General features: G+C 66.9%; 19 protein-coding genes. 12 read left to right on the top strand and 7 right to left on the bottom strand.

Annotated features, from left to right (window positions below; all coding sequences use genetic code 11):
• Positions 1 to 24: 24 nt before the first annotated feature.
• Positions 25 to 615, bottom strand: coding sequence for an EF-hand domain-containing protein (locus AC3IR9_RS05805; RefSeq protein ID WP_489294651.1), 591 nt, complete (start codon positions 613 to 615; stop codon positions 25 to 27).
• 152 nt (positions 616 to 767) lie between these two features.
• Between AC3IR9_RS05805 and AC3IR9_RS05800 the strand changes: the two genes are divergently transcribed.
• The 4 genes from AC3IR9_RS05800 (at position 768) to AC3IR9_RS05785 (ending at position 3,773) form a co-directional block, all read left to right on the top strand.
• Positions 768 to 1,523, top strand: coding sequence for an arginyltransferase (locus AC3IR9_RS05800; RefSeq protein WP_128097728.1), 756 nt, complete (start codon positions 768 to 770; stop codon positions 1,521 to 1,523).
• Between the two features lie 113 nt (positions 1,524 to 1,636).
• A complete protein-coding gene (locus AC3IR9_RS05795) occupies positions 1,637 to 2,137 on the top strand; it encodes a hypothetical protein (RefSeq protein WP_489294649.1) in 501 nt (166 codons plus the stop codon).
• 17 nt (positions 2,138 to 2,154) lie between these two features.
• Positions 2,155 to 2,544 carry a hypothetical protein gene (locus AC3IR9_RS05790; RefSeq protein ID WP_489294648.1) on the top strand — a complete coding sequence of 130 codons (390 nt, stop codon included), beginning with the start codon at positions 2,155 to 2,157 and terminating at the stop codon, positions 2,542 to 2,544.
• A gap of 26 nt (positions 2,545 to 2,570) precedes the next feature.
• Positions 2,571 to 3,773, top strand: coding sequence for an endonuclease/exonuclease/phosphatase family protein (locus AC3IR9_RS05785; RefSeq protein ID WP_489294646.1), 1,203 nt, complete (start codon positions 2,571 to 2,573; stop codon positions 3,771 to 3,773).
• 188 nt (positions 3,774 to 3,961) lie between these two features.
• Here the strand turns inward: AC3IR9_RS05785 and purT are convergent, their stop codons facing one another.
• Positions 3,962 to 5,149, bottom strand: coding sequence for a formate-dependent phosphoribosylglycinamide formyltransferase (gene purT / locus AC3IR9_RS05780; protein ID WP_489294645.1), 1,188 nt, complete (start codon positions 5,147 to 5,149; stop codon positions 3,962 to 3,964).
• Between the two features lie 126 nt (positions 5,150 to 5,275).
• On the opposite strand from purT, the gene AC3IR9_RS05775 reads away from it, so the two are divergent.
• Genes AC3IR9_RS05775 through AC3IR9_RS05755 form a run of 5 tightly spaced genes read left to right on the top strand, consistent with a single transcriptional unit; the run spans position 5,276 to position 7,914 of the window.
• Complete coding sequence (locus tag AC3IR9_RS05775; protein ID WP_489294644.1) at positions 5,276 to 6,145, top strand: SPFH domain-containing protein; 870 nt, start codon at positions 5,276 to 5,278, stop codon at positions 6,143 to 6,145.
• 3 nt (positions 6,146 to 6,148) lie between these two features.
• Positions 6,149 to 6,325, top strand: coding sequence for a type II toxin-antitoxin system antitoxin (locus AC3IR9_RS05770; protein ID WP_489294643.1), 177 nt, complete (start codon positions 6,149 to 6,151; stop codon positions 6,323 to 6,325).
• Positions 6,325 to 6,504 carry a DUF4177 domain-containing protein gene (locus AC3IR9_RS05765; RefSeq protein ID WP_489294642.1) on the top strand — a complete coding sequence of 60 codons (180 nt, stop codon included), beginning with the start codon at positions 6,325 to 6,327 and terminating at the stop codon, positions 6,502 to 6,504. Before AC3IR9_RS05770 ends, AC3IR9_RS05765 begins: the two co-directional genes overlap by 1 nt.
• A gap of 27 nt (positions 6,505 to 6,531) precedes the next feature.
• Positions 6,532 to 7,086: a PH domain-containing protein gene (locus AC3IR9_RS05760; RefSeq protein ID WP_489294640.1), complete on the top strand. Its 555-nt coding sequence runs from the start codon at positions 6,532 to 6,534 to the stop codon at positions 7,084 to 7,086.
• A 9-nt stretch (positions 7,087 to 7,095) separates the two neighbouring features.
• Positions 7,096 to 7,914, top strand: a complete 819-nt coding sequence (locus AC3IR9_RS05755) for a M15 family metallopeptidase (RefSeq protein ID WP_489294638.1) — start codon at positions 7,096 to 7,098, stop codon at positions 7,912 to 7,914.
• Positions 7,915 to 7,990: 76 nt separating this feature from the next.
• Here the strand turns inward: AC3IR9_RS05755 and AC3IR9_RS05750 are convergent, their stop codons facing one another.
• From AC3IR9_RS05750 to AC3IR9_RS05730, 5 genes are all read right to left on the bottom strand, one after another.
• Positions 7,991 to 8,665 carry a DNA-3-methyladenine glycosylase family protein gene (locus AC3IR9_RS05750; RefSeq protein WP_489294636.1) on the bottom strand — a complete coding sequence of 225 codons (675 nt, stop codon included), beginning with the start codon at positions 8,663 to 8,665 and terminating at the stop codon, positions 7,991 to 7,993.
• Between the two features lies 1 nt (position 8,666).
• Positions 8,667 to 9,038, bottom strand: a complete 372-nt coding sequence (locus AC3IR9_RS05745) for a DUF423 domain-containing protein (protein WP_489294634.1) — start codon at positions 9,036 to 9,038, stop codon at positions 8,667 to 8,669.
• Positions 9,039 to 9,142: 104 nt separating this feature from the next.
• Positions 9,143 to 10,222 carry a polyketide cyclase gene (locus tag AC3IR9_RS05740; protein ID WP_489294633.1) on the bottom strand — a complete coding sequence of 360 codons (1,080 nt, stop codon included), beginning with the start codon at positions 10,220 to 10,222 and terminating at the stop codon, positions 9,143 to 9,145.
• Between the two features lie 315 nt (positions 10,223 to 10,537).
• Positions 10,538 to 11,179: a response regulator gene (locus tag AC3IR9_RS05735; protein ID WP_489294632.1), complete on the bottom strand. Its 642-nt coding sequence runs from the start codon at positions 11,177 to 11,179 to the stop codon at positions 10,538 to 10,540.
• Positions 11,180 to 11,191: 12 nt separating this feature from the next.
• Positions 11,192 to 12,376: a sensor histidine kinase gene (locus tag AC3IR9_RS05730; protein ID WP_489294631.1), complete on the bottom strand. Its 1,185-nt coding sequence runs from the start codon at positions 12,374 to 12,376 to the stop codon at positions 11,192 to 11,194.
• A gap of 138 nt (positions 12,377 to 12,514) precedes the next feature.
• Here AC3IR9_RS05730 and AC3IR9_RS05725 point away from each other — a divergent pair, with 138 nt between their 5' ends.
• Genes AC3IR9_RS05725 through minD form a run of 3 tightly spaced genes read left to right on the top strand, consistent with a single transcriptional unit; the run spans position 12,515 to position 14,759 of the window.
• Entirely contained in the window at positions 12,515 to 13,111 is a 597-nt protein-coding gene (locus tag AC3IR9_RS05725; protein ID WP_489294630.1) for a GNAT family N-acetyltransferase, read from the top strand.
• A gap of 13 nt (positions 13,112 to 13,124) precedes the next feature.
• Positions 13,125 to 13,913, top strand: coding sequence for a septum site-determining protein MinC (gene minC / locus AC3IR9_RS05720; protein WP_489294628.1), 789 nt, complete (start codon positions 13,125 to 13,127; stop codon positions 13,911 to 13,913).
• 36 nt (positions 13,914 to 13,949) lie between these two features.
• Positions 13,950 to 14,759 carry a septum site-determining protein MinD gene (gene minD, locus AC3IR9_RS05715; protein ID WP_489294627.1) on the top strand — a complete coding sequence of 270 codons (810 nt, stop codon included), beginning with the start codon at positions 13,950 to 13,952 and terminating at the stop codon, positions 14,757 to 14,759.
• Position 14,760: the final 1 nt, after the last annotated feature.

Here is a 14,760-nt window from a genome sequence, read left to right as displayed (position 1 = left end):
GCCCGTGGGTAGTACGGCGAGGGCTTACTTTGCGGCCGGTGCCTTCGGCGGCATCGGCGGCTTGCCATCGCGGTGGCCACCACGCGGGCCGCCGACCGGCCCCTTGGCCGCATCGAACTCGGCCTTGGTCAGCTGGCCGTCCTTGTTGGTGTCGGCCGCGGCGAACCACGCATCGCGGTGCTGCTTGCGGCCCAGCTCGCGGTCGGCCTTGTCCAGGTAGCCGTCCTTGTTGACGTCCATCTGGTCGAAGCGCGCGGCCAGGCGCGGGTCGGCCTTGGCTTCCTCGCGGCTGATGCGGCCGTCCTTGTTGGTATCCAGCTTGGCCATCATCTCGCCACGGCCACCCGGGCCGCGACCATGGCGTGCGCCGTGCCAACGCGGCAGTTCGTCGCGCGAGAGCTTGCCGTCCTTGTTCTTGTCCAGCGTGTCGAACTGCGCGGCCAGGCGCGGGGCCTTGGCGGCTTCGGCACGGTCGATGACGCCATCGCCATTGGTGTCCAGCTTGGCGCGGGGCGGTGCGCCGGCCGGGGGCGGCACGTCGGCGGCCATGGCCAGGCCGGCGCCGCCGGTGGACAGCAGCAGGGCCAGCAGCAGAAGGGGTTTGCGATTGCGCATGGGTCACTCCGGTAGGGGAAATCGGCGTGCGGTGCATCGGCACCCACGCCTACAACAACGCGCTGTCGGCGGCGGCGTTGACAGCCGGGCCGGCCATGTTCATCTGGCGGACAGTCGCGCCCGCTGCGACGCCCCGGCGCTATGCTGTGGGCATGGCAATTCATGGCGACCGCGACGACGAGCTGCGACTGTTCCAGACCGGTGACCACCCCTGTGGTTACTGGCCGGAACGGGCCGCGCGCGACCTGGTGCTGGACCCGCAGGACACGCGGCTGGGCACGCTGTACCCGATGGCGTTGAGCTGGGGTTTCCGGCGCTCGGGCGACCTGGTGTACCGGCCGCACTGTGCCAACTGCCACGCCTGCGTGTCGGTGCGCATTCCGGTGGCACGCTTCGCCCCGGACCGCAGCCAGCGCCGCTGCCTGGCCCGCAACGCTGATCTTGAAGTGCGGATCGTGGCGGCCGAGCAGACCGAAGAGCAGTTCGCGCTCTACCACCGCTACCTCACCCACCGCCACGCGCAGGGCGGCATGGACGGGCACGGCCCGCACGAATTCGACCAGTTCCTGATCGGGCAGTGGGCGCAGGGCCGCTTCATGGAACTGCGCGCGCCCGGCCAGGCCGGCAGGCGCGGCGAGCTGCTCGGAGTCGCGGTCACCGATGTCACCCCGCAGGGGCTGTCGGCGGTGTACACCTTCTTCGACCCCGAGCACGCCCACCGCAGCCTGGGCACGTTCGCGATCCTGCAGCAGATTGCCTGGGCCCGGCGCGAGCAGCTGCCGCACCTGTACCTGGGCTACTGGATCCGCGACCACCGCAAGATGGATTACAAGCGCCGGTTCCGCCCACTGGAGGCCTACGACGGGCGCCGCTGGCACGAATTCGACGACGCCCGGGAAGGGCGCTGACGCCGCCCTGCATGAACGCGACGACCTGCAGGTGCAGCAGCTGTCGCATCCAGCCTTGGCCCACACGCCTTGGCTGGGCAAAGTGGGCAGCATTTACCGCACCGGCTAACACCATGCAGCGAGTACCGTATCTGGCAGCATCCGCGCTGCTGTTGTTGAGTGGTTGTGGTAGCGGCGGCGGCAATGATGGCGATTCTGCCTCGATTGCGCCCACCGAAGCCACGGTCGCCAGCCCTGCGGCCATTCCCGAACCTGTCGACGTCGATCCGGCCATCGTCCCGGCGGCCGAACCGTCGCCTGTCCAGGCCTTGGCCGTGACCGATACCAAGGCGTGCCTTGCCTCGCTGAAGGCGCATGCACGGGCGCCGCGGGTGCGGGAGACCGTCAGCATATTCCGCATGTTCAATGCCTATCCGCCACGTCCAGGCGCTCTGCACGACGCCCAAGACTTTGATGCCGTCGATGTGCGGCGGTTGCACCGGGTGAACATTTCGCCGGACTGCTTGCCGTCGCTGCCTTCACATTCGACGTCTATGAACGCGACGCGGAGGGTGACATCAGGCGCAGGACGGCCAAGCCCGGCGACCTGCATCCCATACGCGCCCTTCGTCTGAAGACCGGCAACTTCCTGGTGCTGTACGCGCATCGGATGATCGAAAGCTCCCTCGCGGGAGAATATGTGGTGGCGGTATCAGCCGTTATGTTCAACACGGAAGGCCGTGTATCGGATTACGTTCCTCAGATCTCGCTCTACCTGACGAATGAGAGCAGCCTTTGGCTGGAAGATGCGACGCTGGACGACATGGGACTGACTGTCGCCTATGCAAACATCCACCCAGAGCGTCGGGATCGCGCGGGCAATGTTCTGGAATACACCCGCGCGCGGCCCCCCGAATTGCATCGCCGCTATATCCTGAAGAATGGGCGATTCGAGCGACAGCCCGTCTCGGAGGATAGTATGGCCGGGTGGGATCCTGTCCAGCACATTTCTGGTTACAAGTCGGGGCTGACGCATCCCTGACACCGGCTTGGGTGCAGAATAGGCGCATGAAAGCCCATCCCCTGATCCTTGCCCTGGCCCTGCTGTGCAGCGCCTGCGCCCAGACCCCCGCCAAGACCGCCATGCAGGAAGCTGCCCCCGCGCCGCTGCGGATCGCCACTTACAACACCTCGCTGTACAGCGACGAGACCGGCGGGCTGATTGCCGAGCTGGAAGGCGACAGCGAACACGCCCGCAAGATCGCCGCAGTGCTGCAGCAGGTCCGCCCGGACCTGGTGCTGCTCAACGAGTTCGACTACGACGACGCGCACCGCGCCGCCGACCTGTTCCAGCAGCGCTACCTGGAAACCGCCCAACCCGGCGGCGGCAAACCGCTGCACTACGCCTACCGTTACCTGGCCCCGGTCAACACCGGCGTGCAGAGCGGGCTGGACCTGGACAACAACGGGCAGATCGGCGGCGACGGCCGCGCGCGTGGCAACGATGCGTGGGGCTACGGCCTGCACCCGGGTCAGTACGGCATGCTGGTGCTGTCGCGCTATCCCATCGACGAAGCCAAGGTGCGCAGCTTCCAGCTGCTGGAGTGGAGCACGCTGCCCGGCGCGCTGCGCCCGATCGACCCGCGCACTGGAAAGTCCTTCTACAACGACCACGTCTGGTCGAAGCTGCGACTGTCGTCCAAGTCGCATTGGGACGTACCGGTGACCACGCCCAACGGCGTGGTGCATGCGCTGGTGTCCCACCCCACCCCGCCGGTGTTCGACGGCCCGGAGAAGCGCAACGCCGCGCGCAACCACGACGAACTGCGGCTGTGGCAGGAATACCTGGCGGCCGGCAGCAAACCCTGGCTGTGTGACGACAAGGGCCAGTGTGGTGGCCTGCAGCAGGACGCCCGCTTCGTGATCCTGGGCGACCTCAACAACGACCCGGTCGACGGCGATGGCCGCCACGAGGCGATCGTGGAACTGATCGAGAACCCGCGCGTGCTGCGCTACCCGACCCCGCGCAGCGTGGGCGCCGAGCAGACCAGCCTGGCGTATGCGGAAAAGGGCATCGTGCGGCGCGGGGCGCCATTCCACGCCACCGGTGATTTCGGCCCGAAATCGGGCACGATGCGACTGGATTACGTGCTGCCCTCCACCGGGTTTGAGTATGTCGGCAGCGGCGTGTTCTGGCCGGACAACAACAGCCCGGAAGCGAAGATCGCCGACGGCAGCGACCACCACCTGGTGTGGGTGGACGTGCGCTGACCTCGGTTACCAACGTGCCGACCAACGGTCGGCACCTACCGGGCGCGCCGCGTCAACGTCGGTAGGGCATGCGCGAACCCGGTAGCACACGACCGTTGGTCGTGTGGACGTGGACGTGGACGTGGACGTATGGCGATGGCCCCGTCGCAGGCCCGGAAACGGCGGACATTGCCCGCCGTTGTCATGGCTCAGGAGCGCAGCTCGATCCCGATCGCTTCCGCGGCCTCACGCGCGATCTTGCGCGCCGTATCGATGTCTTCCGCGCGTGCCAGGGTCACCCCCACGCGGCGGTGGCCGTGCACGCTGGGCTTGCCGAACAGGCGCAGCGCCGAATCGGGGTGCACCAACGCCTCGGCGACATTGCTGAAGAACGGCACGCCTTCGCCATGGGCCAGCATGGCGCACGATGCCGACGGGCCGTTCTGGCGGATCAGCGGGATCGGCAGGCCGAGGATGGCGCGCGCGTGCAGGGCAAACTCGCTCAGCTCCTGCGAGGCCAACGTCACCAGGCCGGTATCGTGCGGACGCGGCGACACTTCGCTGAACCATACCTCTTCGCCCTTCACGAACAACTCCACGCCGAACAGGCCCCACCCGCCTAGATCGTCGGTGATCGCCTGCGAGATTTCCTCGGCGCGGGCCAGCGCGCGCGGCAACATCGGCTGCGGCTGCCAGCTTTCGCGGTAGTCGCCGTCCTTCTGCCAGTGCCCGATCGGTGCGCAGAACGCGGTGCCGGCCGCATGCCGCACGGTCAGCAGGGTGATTTCGTACTCGAAGTCGATGAAGCCTTCCACGATGCAGCGCCCGGCGCCGGCACGGCCACCGGTCTGCGCGTACTCCCAGGCCGGGGCGACGTCCGCTTCGCTGCGCAGCGTGCTCTGGCCCTTGCCCGAGGAGGACATCACCGGCTTGACCACGCACGGCAGGCCAATGGCCGCCACCGCCGCGCGGTACTCCGCCTCGGTATCCACGAAACGGTACGGCGAGGTGGGTAGACCCAGCGTTTCCGCCGCGAGCCGGCGGATGCCCTCGCGGTCCATGGTCAGGCGCGCGGCACGGGCGGTCGGGATCACCCGCTGCCCGGTTTCCTGCTCCAGCTGGACCAGGGTTTCGGTGTGGATGGCCTCGATCTCCGGCACGATCAGGTGCGGCTGTTCCTGGGCGATCAATGCACGCAGCGCCATCGCATCGAGCATGTCGATCACATGCGAACGGTGCGCGACCTGCATGGCCGGGGCATCGGCGTAGCGGTCCGCGGCGATCACCTCCACGCCCAGTCGCTGCAGCTCGATGGCGACCTCCTTGCCCAGTTCGCCCGAGCCCAGCAGCAGGACGCGGGTGGCGGAGGGAGACAGCGGCGTGCCGAGCGTGGTCATGGCGATTTCCGGGCATCAGGGGCGGGGGGGCATTTTACGGCCTGGCGGCGACGCGTGGCTTGGCGGCACTTGCGGACTGATATCAGTTTGATATCTTCAATGAAAACCACCCAAGGACGCCCTGCCATGAAAGAGAAGCCTCTCCGCTCGCTGTCCGGCCTGCCCTTCCTGCTGCTGGTGCTGGCCCTGACCGCGCTGGCGATCTGGCTGTTCGTGGCCGGGGTGCAGCGCGGCAACCCCAATCCGGCGCTGATCGTCGGTGGCCTGTTGCTGGCCTTCCTGGCCCTGCTCAGCCTGACCGGCCTGTACACCGTGCAACCCAACCAGGCGGTGGTGCTGAGCCTGTTCGGCAAGTACGTCGGCACGGTCAAGGACAACGGCCTGCGCTGGAACAACCCGTTCTTCAGCAAACGGAAAGTCAGCCAGCGCGTGCGCAACTTCGAAAGCGGCAAGCTCAAGGTCAACGAACTGGACGGCAGCCCGATCGAGATCGCCGCGGTGATCGTCTGGCAGGTGGTGGATGCCTCCGAGGCCGTCTACAACGTGGACGACTACGAGAGCTTCGTGCACATCCAGTCCGAATCGGCGCTGCGTGCGATGGCCACCAGCTACCCCTACGACCAGCATGAGGAGGGGCAGCGTTCGCTGCGCAGCCATGCCAGCGAGATCTCCCAGCACCTCAAGGACGAGCTGGCCGAACGCCTGGCCGATGCCGGCGTACAGGTGCTGGATGCACGCATCAGCCACCTCGCCTACGCACCGGAAATCGCCCAGGCGATGCTGCAGCGCCAGCAGGCCAACGCGGTCATCGCCGCGCGCACCCGGATCGTGGCCGGTGCGGTGGGCATGGTTGAAATGGCCCTGGCCGAACTGCAGAAGAACGGCGTGGTGCAGCTGGATGAAGAGCGCAAGGCGCACATGGTGAGCAACCTGCTCACCGTGCTGTGCTCGGACCGCGGCACCCAGCCGGTGATCAACGCCGGTTCGCTGTACTGAGCCATGGCCGAGAAGAAAGCCTATCCGCTGCGCATCAACGCCGACGTACTTGCGGCTCTGCAGCGCTGGGCCGATGACGAACTGCGCAGCGCCAACGCACAGATCGAATACGTACTGCGCGATGCACTGCGCAAAGCCGGGCGCATGCCCAAATCCGAGTCAAGCAAGGAGCGCAACTGATGAGCACCCGTTGGAATTACCTGGCCATCGAAGTGAAGTGCAGCTGGGGCGGCGCCATGAAGACCGACGACATCCAGACCGAGCTGACCCGCCAGGGCCAGCTGGGATGGGAGCTGGTCACCGTTACCGTGCCCGGCCCCATGCACCCGGCGGTGCTGGTGTTCAAGAAGGAGGCCTGAGATGGCCCCCTGGATCGAGGCGCAACGATGAGCACTGCCTCTGCGTCGGCGAAGGACTTCGCCGTGGCCCCGGCTCCCCTCTGGCGCCTGCTGTGGCTGTGGGTGCCGCTGCTGCTGGTCATGGCCTGCATCGCCCTCACCACGCTGCAGGCCGCGCAGCGCACCCCGCACGAACTGTGGCTGACGCTGCCCTTCGTGCTGCTGGTAGGCGCCGCACTGAGCGGGGCGTTCTTCCGCCGCCGCCTGCAGTTGCACGACGGCACGCTGGACGTGGTGAGCACGTTCTACCGCAAACGCGTGCCGGTGCAGGACATGCGCCTGGACGAGGCGCGCGTGGTCGACCTGGCCGAACACGGCAGCCTCAAGCCGCTGGTCAAGAGCAACGGCTACGGCATGCCCGGTTTCCAGTCCGGCCACTATCGGATGCGTGATCGCAGCAAAGCCTTCTGCCTGCTCACCGACGCCAGCCGCGTGCTGTACCTGCCGCTGCGCGACGGCAGCGCGCTGGTGCTCAGCCCGGAACAGCCACGCGCCCTGCTGCACGCCCTGCAGGCGCTGGCCGCATCCCACGGCACGCACTAAGCTGGGCGCATGCGCCGATCCCCTGCCCTGTTGATCAACACCGCCGACATCGAGCTGTGGCCCGGCGGCCTGCTGCGCGCGCGCAGCAATGCCGACGCGCGCGCGCTGGCCCAGGCGCACTGGGTGCTGCGGCGCAAGCGCGATGGCCGTTACCTGGCCGTGGCCACCGCGCACGGCGTGCTGCCACTGCTACCGCGGCTGATGCGCGAGGACGGGATTGAAGCCGCGCTCGACGCGCTGGACCATCACACGCTGGCCCATGGCCGCAGCGCGGTGGCCGACAGCACGCTGCTGCCACTGAGCGGCCTGCAGCAACGGCTGGCGCAGCTGGGCATCGATGCACACGGCTATGAAGACGCCACCGGGCTGGCGCTGGAGGCCGAACCGGCGCAGCTGCAGCTGGCCGGGTTCGATCGCTACCGGCGTCCCCTGTGGTTGCGCCGGTCCGCCGCACGCGGCTGGCAACGCCTGCAGTTGGCGGCCGCCACCGAAGGCGTCGCGCTGGATGCGATTTCCGGCTACCGCAGCCATGCCTACCAGTTGGGCATTTTCGAGCGCAAGCGCGCGCGCGGGCTGGCCGTGGCCGACATCCTCCAGGTCAATGCCGCCCCCGGCTACAGCGAACACCACAGCGGCTTCGCGCTGGATATCGGCACGCCCGGCGAACCGCCGGCCGAAGAGAGTTTCGAACACACCGCGGCGTTTGCGTGGCTGCAAGACAATGCCGGGCGGTTCGGCTTCCAGCTGAGCTACCCGCGCGACAACCCGCACGGCATCGTCTACGAGCCTTGGCACTGGTGCTGGCGCGCCGGGACCGCGATGCGCTGAACCCCGTAGCGCCGGGCTCTGCCCGGCTGCTCTTGGCTGGCATGAAGCTGCCGGGCAGAGCCCGGCATACGGCTGATCAGTCCTGCGAGCGGTTGGTTGTTTCTTTGGCGTCCGCGCTGAAATCGGCGATCCGCCACAGGTACAGGCTGGCGTAGGTCCGGAACGGGCCCCACTTCTCGCCGCGGGCATGCAGCTCCTTCGGCGTGGGCATGACCTCGGCCTTGTCCACGCGCTGGGCGCCCTTGCGGATGCCCAGGTCGTCGATGGGCAGGATGTCCGGCCGGCCCAGGCGGAACATCAGCATCATCTCCACCGTCCAGCGGCCGATGCCGCGGATCGGTACCAGTGCCTCGATGATGGCGTCGTGCTCCATCACCGACATCCGGCGCAGGTCCGGGATCTCGCCGGCCGCTTCGCGCCGGGCCAGGTCGCGCAGCGCCAGTGCCTTGTTTCCCGACACACCACAGATGCGCAGCGCCGCATCGTCGATGCGACCCAGCGTATCGGTATGCAGGCGGGCACTGCCGATCGCCACCTCCACCCGCCCCACGATCGTCGACGCCGCCTTGCCACTGAGCTGCTGGAACAGGATCGCGCGCGCCAGCGCATCCACCGGATCGAACGACCGGGCCCAGCCCGGCGGCGCATCGATCGGCCCCAGCCGCTTCATCCAGGTGCCCAGCCGCCGATCACGACGGCTCAGCCAGTCGTGGGCCTCCTGCACATCGAAGCCGCGTCGGAAGCGTGGCATGTCAGCGCCGCAGCGCGTTGAAGCCGTACGCCAGCCAGCCCAGCATCAACGCCGTGCCGCCGACCGGCGCCAGCCCGGTACTGCGCTGCCAGAGGGCACCGGCCACCAGGCTGCCGGAGAACAGCAGCGTACCCAGCAGCAGCACGTACAGCGACAACTTGCCCACGCTGTTCTGCTGGGTCGGGCCGAGCACGGCCAGCGCCACGCCATGGCCGAACGCATACATCGCGGCAGTGTTGACGTGCGACTGGGCCAGCGGGTCGGCGATGCCATGCGAGGCGTAGGCCGACAGACCGACGGCGGTCGCCGCCAGCAGGCCGCCCAGGCAGGCCAGAAGGGAGGGTTTGCGTGCGCGTCGTTCCAGGTTGAGCATGCGTGCATCCTTCGGAGAGTGTGCTCCGCAGGCGGAGCAAAAAAAAACGCGCCGCAGGAAGCGGCGCGTTTTCAGTCGTGCGTTACATCACGGCAGCCGTCGGCTTACTTGACGGCCCAGTAGATGTCGTACGTGCCGTCGGCAGTGAACGACTTGTCCACGCCATCCTTCCAGGACTCGTACGGACGGTCGATCACTTCGTTGCCGTTGGTCACCGCCCACGCACGCAGGGCGTTGCGGGCGATATCCAGGCCGGCCATATGGCCGGTGAAGGCGGCATGGGCCGAACGATGCGGCGCAACGTGCACGTACTTGACCGGGGCACCTCCGTCGATCTTCACCGTCAAGGCCTCGGTCGACGCACCTTCGGTACCCTTCTTCCTGACCGGCTGGGCCACGTCGAAGGCGTACTTCTCAGCACCGAAATCGGTGGTGATGATGCGGAACGGACCGGCGGCTTCGAGGTTGTTGGCCTCCATGATGCGCTTGACCCACTCCTGGTTGTCCTTGATGGACTTGGTGATGGTGTCCTGGCCGCGGTCCACGTTGCCGGCGGTGACCACCAGCAGGTCTTCGACCGGGACATCCACGATGGCCAGGTCGGTCAGCGGGGCTTCGGCAGTGCGGTAGTCGATGTTCGGCACGGTCGCCAGCATGTTGGCCATGCGCGACAGACCCAGCTTCAGGTCGTCGCCGATGTGACGGCTGACATACAGGCCCGCGTAGCGACCGAACAGGTTGAACCCGTACTTGACGCTGTAGTCCTGGGTGATCTTGACGTTGCGGCCACCCTTGCCGGTCGGCTCGAGGGTGAAGCTGGTCTTCTTGTCGTGACCCTTGGTGGCGTCCTCGATGTCGATCGCCACGCGCTTGTTCTGCTCGGCGTCGGTAATCACCCAGCTACCCTGGGCCAGCGAACTGTCCTTGGAGCTGTAGTCCAGACGGGCACCGACACCGGTGGCCGGGCCGGAGAGCTTCAGTTCAACGGCGGGATCGCGCAGCAAGAGCGGGTTCCAGTCCTTGAAGCGGCGCAGGCTGCTGACCGTGTCGTACACGATCGTCATCTTGCGGTTGGTCTCGATGCTTTCGGAAATATGGCGCTCGCCCGGCAGACATACGCCAATGATGACGAACAGGCCAGCCACGATCCCAAAGGCGATCAGGAACTCGATAATACGGGTCATTCAGAAGTCTCCGGGGCCGATCCCACGGCCGGGTTGATTGAAGCGAAGCGCCAATCCTAGCAGGCTTCGCGGGTGTTGTTGATCAGGATTGGCGCACCGGTTTCCATGCCAGCTGCGGTTTTGCATAGACAAGGAGCGGAACGATAACGTATCGCGCGTGTCAGCACGTAGCGGATAGGCAATATTTCTTTGCCGAATTCGGCCAGACGCCCTCCTCTACCCGTCACATCCCTTGTCGCACAAGGGATTTCGCAGATATTCAGATTATCGCCGAAAGGCGCCCGGTAACCGTGCCGCCGAGCGCCCCGGCGCGCCTCAGACCAGTTGCAGCTCGAATGCCTTCAGGACCGCGCGGGTACGGTCGCGCACGCCGAGCTTGGACAGGATGTTGGAAACGTGGTTCTTGATGGTGCCTTCGGCCACGCCCAGCGAATTGGCGATCTCCTTGTTGGAGAAGCCGCTGGCCATCAGCCGCAGGATCTCGGTCTCGCGGTCGGTCAACGGGTCCGGCCGGTCCAGGCTGACGAACTCGTTGCGCATGTGCTCCAGCCCGGACAGCAGGCGCTGGGTCACCGCCGGCTGCACCAGCGAGCCGCCGTCGGCCACGGTGCGGATCGCGCCGACCAGCTGGTCCAGGGTGACGTCCTTGAGCAGGTAGCCCTTTGCGCCGGCCTTCAGCCCGGCCAGCACCAGCTGGTCGTCATCGAAGGTGGTGAGGATGATGGTCGGCGGCAGCTGGCCCAGCCGCGACAGCATCTGCAGCGCCTCCAGCCCGGACATCACCGGCATGCGCATGTCCATCAGCACCACGTCCGGGCGTACCTGGGGCACCACCTCGACCGCCTGGCGGCCATCGGCGGCTTCGGCCACCACTTCGATGCCGGCGTCGAGCGCCAGCAGCGAGCGGATTCCCTGCCGCACCAGGGTTTGGTCGTCGACCAGGCAGACGCGAATCATCAACGCACTCCTTCAAAGGGTGGCCAGCATCAGCACTGGGACACCGGGAACCGAGGCGCGCAGGCGGAAGCCCTGGCCCCGACGGGTTTCAATCTGCAGCTCGCCGCCGCACTGGAACAGGCGTTCACGCATGCCGCGCAGGCCATTGCCGACCACGATGGCATCGGCGCCCACCCCGTCATCATGCGCCTGGATGACCACTTCGCCCTCGCTTTCGCGCCGGACCTGGATCCACAGGTTGCGCGCGTTGGCATGGCGCACCGCATTGGTGATGATTTCCTGGGTGCAGCGCAGCAGCACGTGGGCGCGCTCGGGGTCTTCCACGTTCAGCGGTTCTTCGATGTCCAGGTGGATATCCAGCGAGGGCACCTGCGCGGTCAGCGGGCGCAGCGCGGCGGCCAGGTCGATGGCGCCGCTGTCGCGCAGCTGGCTGACCGCCTCGCGGACATCGGTGAGCAGCAGCTTGGCCAGGGTATGGGCCTGGTGCACGTGTTCCTGGGCCTGGCCCTCGGTGATGTGCCCGGCCACTTCCAGGTTCAGGCTGAGCGCGGTGAGGTGGTGGCCCAGCAGGTCGTGCAGCTCGCGCGAGATGCGGGTGCGCTCGTTGACCCGGGCGCTTTCGGCCAGCAGCACGCGGGTGGCGCGCAGTTCGGTGTTGAGCCGGCGCTGCTCCTCGCGGGCGTCGGTCTGCTGGCGCGCGACCAGGCTGGTCACGAAGATGAACATGGAGAAGCCGCCGTACAGCAGCGACTGCATGGCCGCCTCGAACAACGGCATGTTGAGGATCAGGTAGTAGACCGGCAGTACCGCCAGCTGGCTCAGCAACAGCCAGATCACGCCACTGCGCACCTGCAGCAACCAGGGAATGACCCCGGCGGCCACCATCATCAGGATGCTGCCCAGGCCCGAGCCGCTGAGGAAGCTCACCGCCAGCGCGCAGACGGTCAGCACCAGCAGGATGGCGCGGTCGTACCAGGCCGAATGGCCGCCATCGCGCAGGCCACGGGTCAGCCAGAAGTAGCAGCCGCCGAAGGCCAGGTAGGCCGCGAACAGCCACAACGCCCAGCGATCGACGCCGTCGCCGCCGCGGCGCAGCAACGACTCGTATTGGGTGTAGACCACGGGCAGGCCGACCATGACCCAGGTGAACAGGCCGGCCAGTCGCAGTACTCGGGTTTGGCTCAGGTATCCCAGCATGGACGCATCTTAGGCTGAACCTGCGCCCCTGCACTCGGACATAAGTAATGGGCCCGGACGTGCCCGCGTCGGCCACCCATGCAATAATCGGCCCCAGGGCCCCTGGTTGGGCCAACCGCGTTACCCCACGGAGTCACAATGTCGATTGTCATCCGCGACGTGCGCGAGCACGAGCTCGATTCCGTCCTGGCCCTGAACAACAATGCCGGTCTGGCCATCCTGCCGCTGGATGCCGCCCGCCTGCGCCTGTTCTATGAAACCGCTGAGTATTTCCGCGTCGCCGAGCGCGACGGCAACCTGGCCGGCTTCCTGATCGGCTTTGGCAGCGACAGCCAGCACGACAGCAGCAACTTCGCCTGGTTCCAGCAGCAGTTGCACAGCAAATTCTTCTATATCGACCGCATCGTGGTGGCCAGCCGCCGCCGCGGCGGTGGCGTCGGCCGTGCGTTCTATGCCGATGCGCAGAGTTACGCCGAGCTGCGTTACCCGCAGATGACCTGCGAGGTATTCCTGGACCACGGTGCCGACGCGGCGCTGCTGTTCCATGGCAGCTTCGGCTTCCGCGAGGTCGGGCAGAACAACATGGCCCACGTGGACGTGCGTGCCAGCATGCTGCTCAAGGACCTGTGCAGTTACCAGTGGGTGCATGACACCTACGGCGACCAGTTGCCGGACGTGCCCTGGGTGGGCCATCGTCGCGAGCCGCTGCGCGCGCATCGACCGACGGGGACCTGAGGTGGCGGCGAACATGGATTTCGAGCAGGCCGGTGAGCTGAAGATCGGCCAGGTGGGCATTGCCAACCTGCGTATCCGCACCCTGGACGTGGAACGCCTCACCCGTGAAATGCACGACCGCGTGGCGCGTGCGCCGAAGCTGTTCGGGCGCGCGGCGGTGATCCTGGATTTCGGCGGCCTCAGCCAGATTCCCGACGTGGCCACCGCACGGGCCTTGCTGGATGGGCTGCGCGGCGCCGGCGTGCTGCCGGTGGCACTGGCCTACGGCACCACCGAAACCGAGCTGCTGTCCCAGCAGCTGGGCCTGCCGCTGTTGGCCAAGTTCCGCGCGCAGTACGAGCGCGCCGAGCTGGAGGCCGTGCAGGCCGCCCCGCCACCGCCGCCGGCCGCACCAGAGCCGCCGGCCCGCCGTGCGCGCGCTGCCGCGCCGGCGCCGGCCGCTGCGGCATCGGTCGACCCGGCCAAGCCACCGCAGCCGGGCCGCATGCAGACCAGCAACGTGCGGTCGGGCCAGCAGCTGTATGCCGAAAACTGCGACCTGACAGTGATGGCCACGGTTGGCGCGGGCGCTGAAGTCATCGCCGACGGCAGCATCCACATTTACGGTACGCTGCGGGGCCGTGCCCTGGCAGGTGCCCAAGGCAACACCACGGCGCGCATTTTCTGCCGTGAATTCCACGCTGAACTGGTCGCAATTGCCGGCCACTACAAGGTACTGGACGATGTCCCGGACACCCTGCGCGGCAAGGCCGTGCAGGTGTGGCTGGAACAGGACCAGATCAAGATCGCGGCGCTGGATTGATCCAGCCCCTAAAAAATTAGAACCAGGAGAAGTCCTTTGGCTGAAATCATCGTAGTCACCTCCGGCAAGGGCGGCGTGGGCAAGACCACCAGCAGCGCCAGCCTGGCGTGCGGCCTGGCGCGGCGTGGCAAGAAGGTGGCCGTGATCGACTTCGACGTCGGCCTGCGCAACCTCGACCTGATCATGGGTTGCGAACGCCGCGTGGTGTACGACTTCGTGAACGTGGTGCACGGTGAGGCGACGCTCAAGCAGTCGCTGATCAAGGACAAGCGTTTCGACAACCTGTACGTGCTGGCGGCATCGCAGACGCGCGACAAGGATGCGCTGACCCAGGAAGGCGTGCGCAAGGTGCTGGACGATCTGGCCGCCGATGGCTTTGAGTACATCATCTGTGATTCGCCGGCAGGCATCGAGAAGGGTGCGTTCCTGGCGATGTATTACGCCGACCGCGCCGTGGTGGTGGTGAATCCGGAAGTGTCCTCGGTCCGCGATTCGGACCGCATCATCGGGCTGCTGGATTCGAAGACGCACAAGGCCGAGGCGGGCAAGAACGTGCCGGCTTTCCTGCTGCTGACGCGCTACAGCCCGGTGCGGGTTGAGAGCGGGGAGATGCTTAGCATCACCGACGTGGAAGAGGTGTTGGGCCTGAAGGCGATCGGCGTGGTACCGGAGTCGGGCGATGTGCTCAATGCGTCCAACAAGGGCGAGCCGGTGATCCTGGATCCAGAATCGGCGGCGGGCCAGGCTTACGAGGATGCGGTAGGCCGTATTCTTGGCGAAGAGCGTCCGATGCGCTTCACCACCGTGGAGAAGAAAGGCTTCTTCAGCAAGCTGTTCGGAGGGTAAG

It is taken from the genome of Stenotrophomonas sp. GL_101 (assembly GCF_057835675.1).
The sequence above is the reverse complement of the archived record's forward strand: the minus strand, read 5'-3'. Positions and strand labels throughout refer to the sequence as shown.

What these genes read in the sequence shown, in the direction of transcription:
- AC3IR9_RS05805 (WP_489294651.1), bottom strand. Translation starts at nt 615, where the DNA reads ATGCGCAATCGCAAACCCCTTCTGCTGCTGGCCCTGCTGCTGTCCACC.
- AC3IR9_RS05800 (WP_128097728.1), top strand. Translation starts at nt 768, where the DNA reads ATGGCAATTCATGGCGACCGCGACGACGAGCTGCGACTGTTCCAGACC.
- AC3IR9_RS05795 (WP_489294649.1), top strand. Translation starts at nt 1,637, where the DNA reads ATGCAGCGAGTACCGTATCTGGCAGCATCCGCGCTGCTGTTGTTGAGT.
- AC3IR9_RS05785 (WP_489294646.1), top strand. Translation starts at nt 2,571, where the DNA reads ATGAAAGCCCATCCCCTGATCCTTGCCCTGGCCCTGCTGTGCAGCGCC.
- purT (WP_489294645.1), bottom strand. Translation starts at nt 5,149, where the DNA reads ATGACCACGCTCGGCACGCCGCTGTCTCCCTCCGCCACCCGCGTCCTG.
- AC3IR9_RS05775 (WP_489294644.1), top strand. Translation starts at nt 5,276, where the DNA reads ATGAAAGAGAAGCCTCTCCGCTCGCTGTCCGGCCTGCCCTTCCTGCTG.
- AC3IR9_RS05770 (WP_489294643.1), top strand. Translation starts at nt 6,149, where the DNA reads ATGGCCGAGAAGAAAGCCTATCCGCTGCGCATCAACGCCGACGTACTT.
- AC3IR9_RS05765 (WP_489294642.1), top strand. Translation starts at nt 6,325, where the DNA reads ATGAGCACCCGTTGGAATTACCTGGCCATCGAAGTGAAGTGCAGCTGG.
- AC3IR9_RS05760 (WP_489294640.1), top strand. Translation starts at nt 6,532, where the DNA reads ATGAGCACTGCCTCTGCGTCGGCGAAGGACTTCGCCGTGGCCCCGGCT.
- AC3IR9_RS05755 (WP_489294638.1), top strand. Translation starts at nt 7,096, where the DNA reads ATGCGCCGATCCCCTGCCCTGTTGATCAACACCGCCGACATCGAGCTG.
- AC3IR9_RS05750 (WP_489294636.1), bottom strand. Translation starts at nt 8,665, where the DNA reads ATGCCACGCTTCCGACGCGGCTTCGATGTGCAGGAGGCCCACGACTGG.
- AC3IR9_RS05745 (WP_489294634.1), bottom strand. Translation starts at nt 9,038, where the DNA reads ATGCTCAACCTGGAACGACGCGCACGCAAACCCTCCCTTCTGGCCTGC.
- AC3IR9_RS05740 (WP_489294633.1), bottom strand. Translation starts at nt 10,222, where the DNA reads ATGACCCGTATTATCGAGTTCCTGATCGCCTTTGGGATCGTGGCTGGC.
- AC3IR9_RS05735 (WP_489294632.1), bottom strand. Translation starts at nt 11,179, where the DNA reads ATGATTCGCGTCTGCCTGGTCGACGACCAAACCCTGGTGCGGCAGGGA.
- AC3IR9_RS05730 (WP_489294631.1), bottom strand. Translation starts at nt 12,376, where the DNA reads ATGCTGGGATACCTGAGCCAAACCCGAGTACTGCGACTGGCCGGCCTG.
- AC3IR9_RS05725 (WP_489294630.1), top strand. Translation starts at nt 12,515, where the DNA reads ATGTCGATTGTCATCCGCGACGTGCGCGAGCACGAGCTCGATTCCGTC.
- minC (WP_489294628.1), top strand. Translation starts at nt 13,125, where the DNA reads ATGGATTTCGAGCAGGCCGGTGAGCTGAAGATCGGCCAGGTGGGCATT.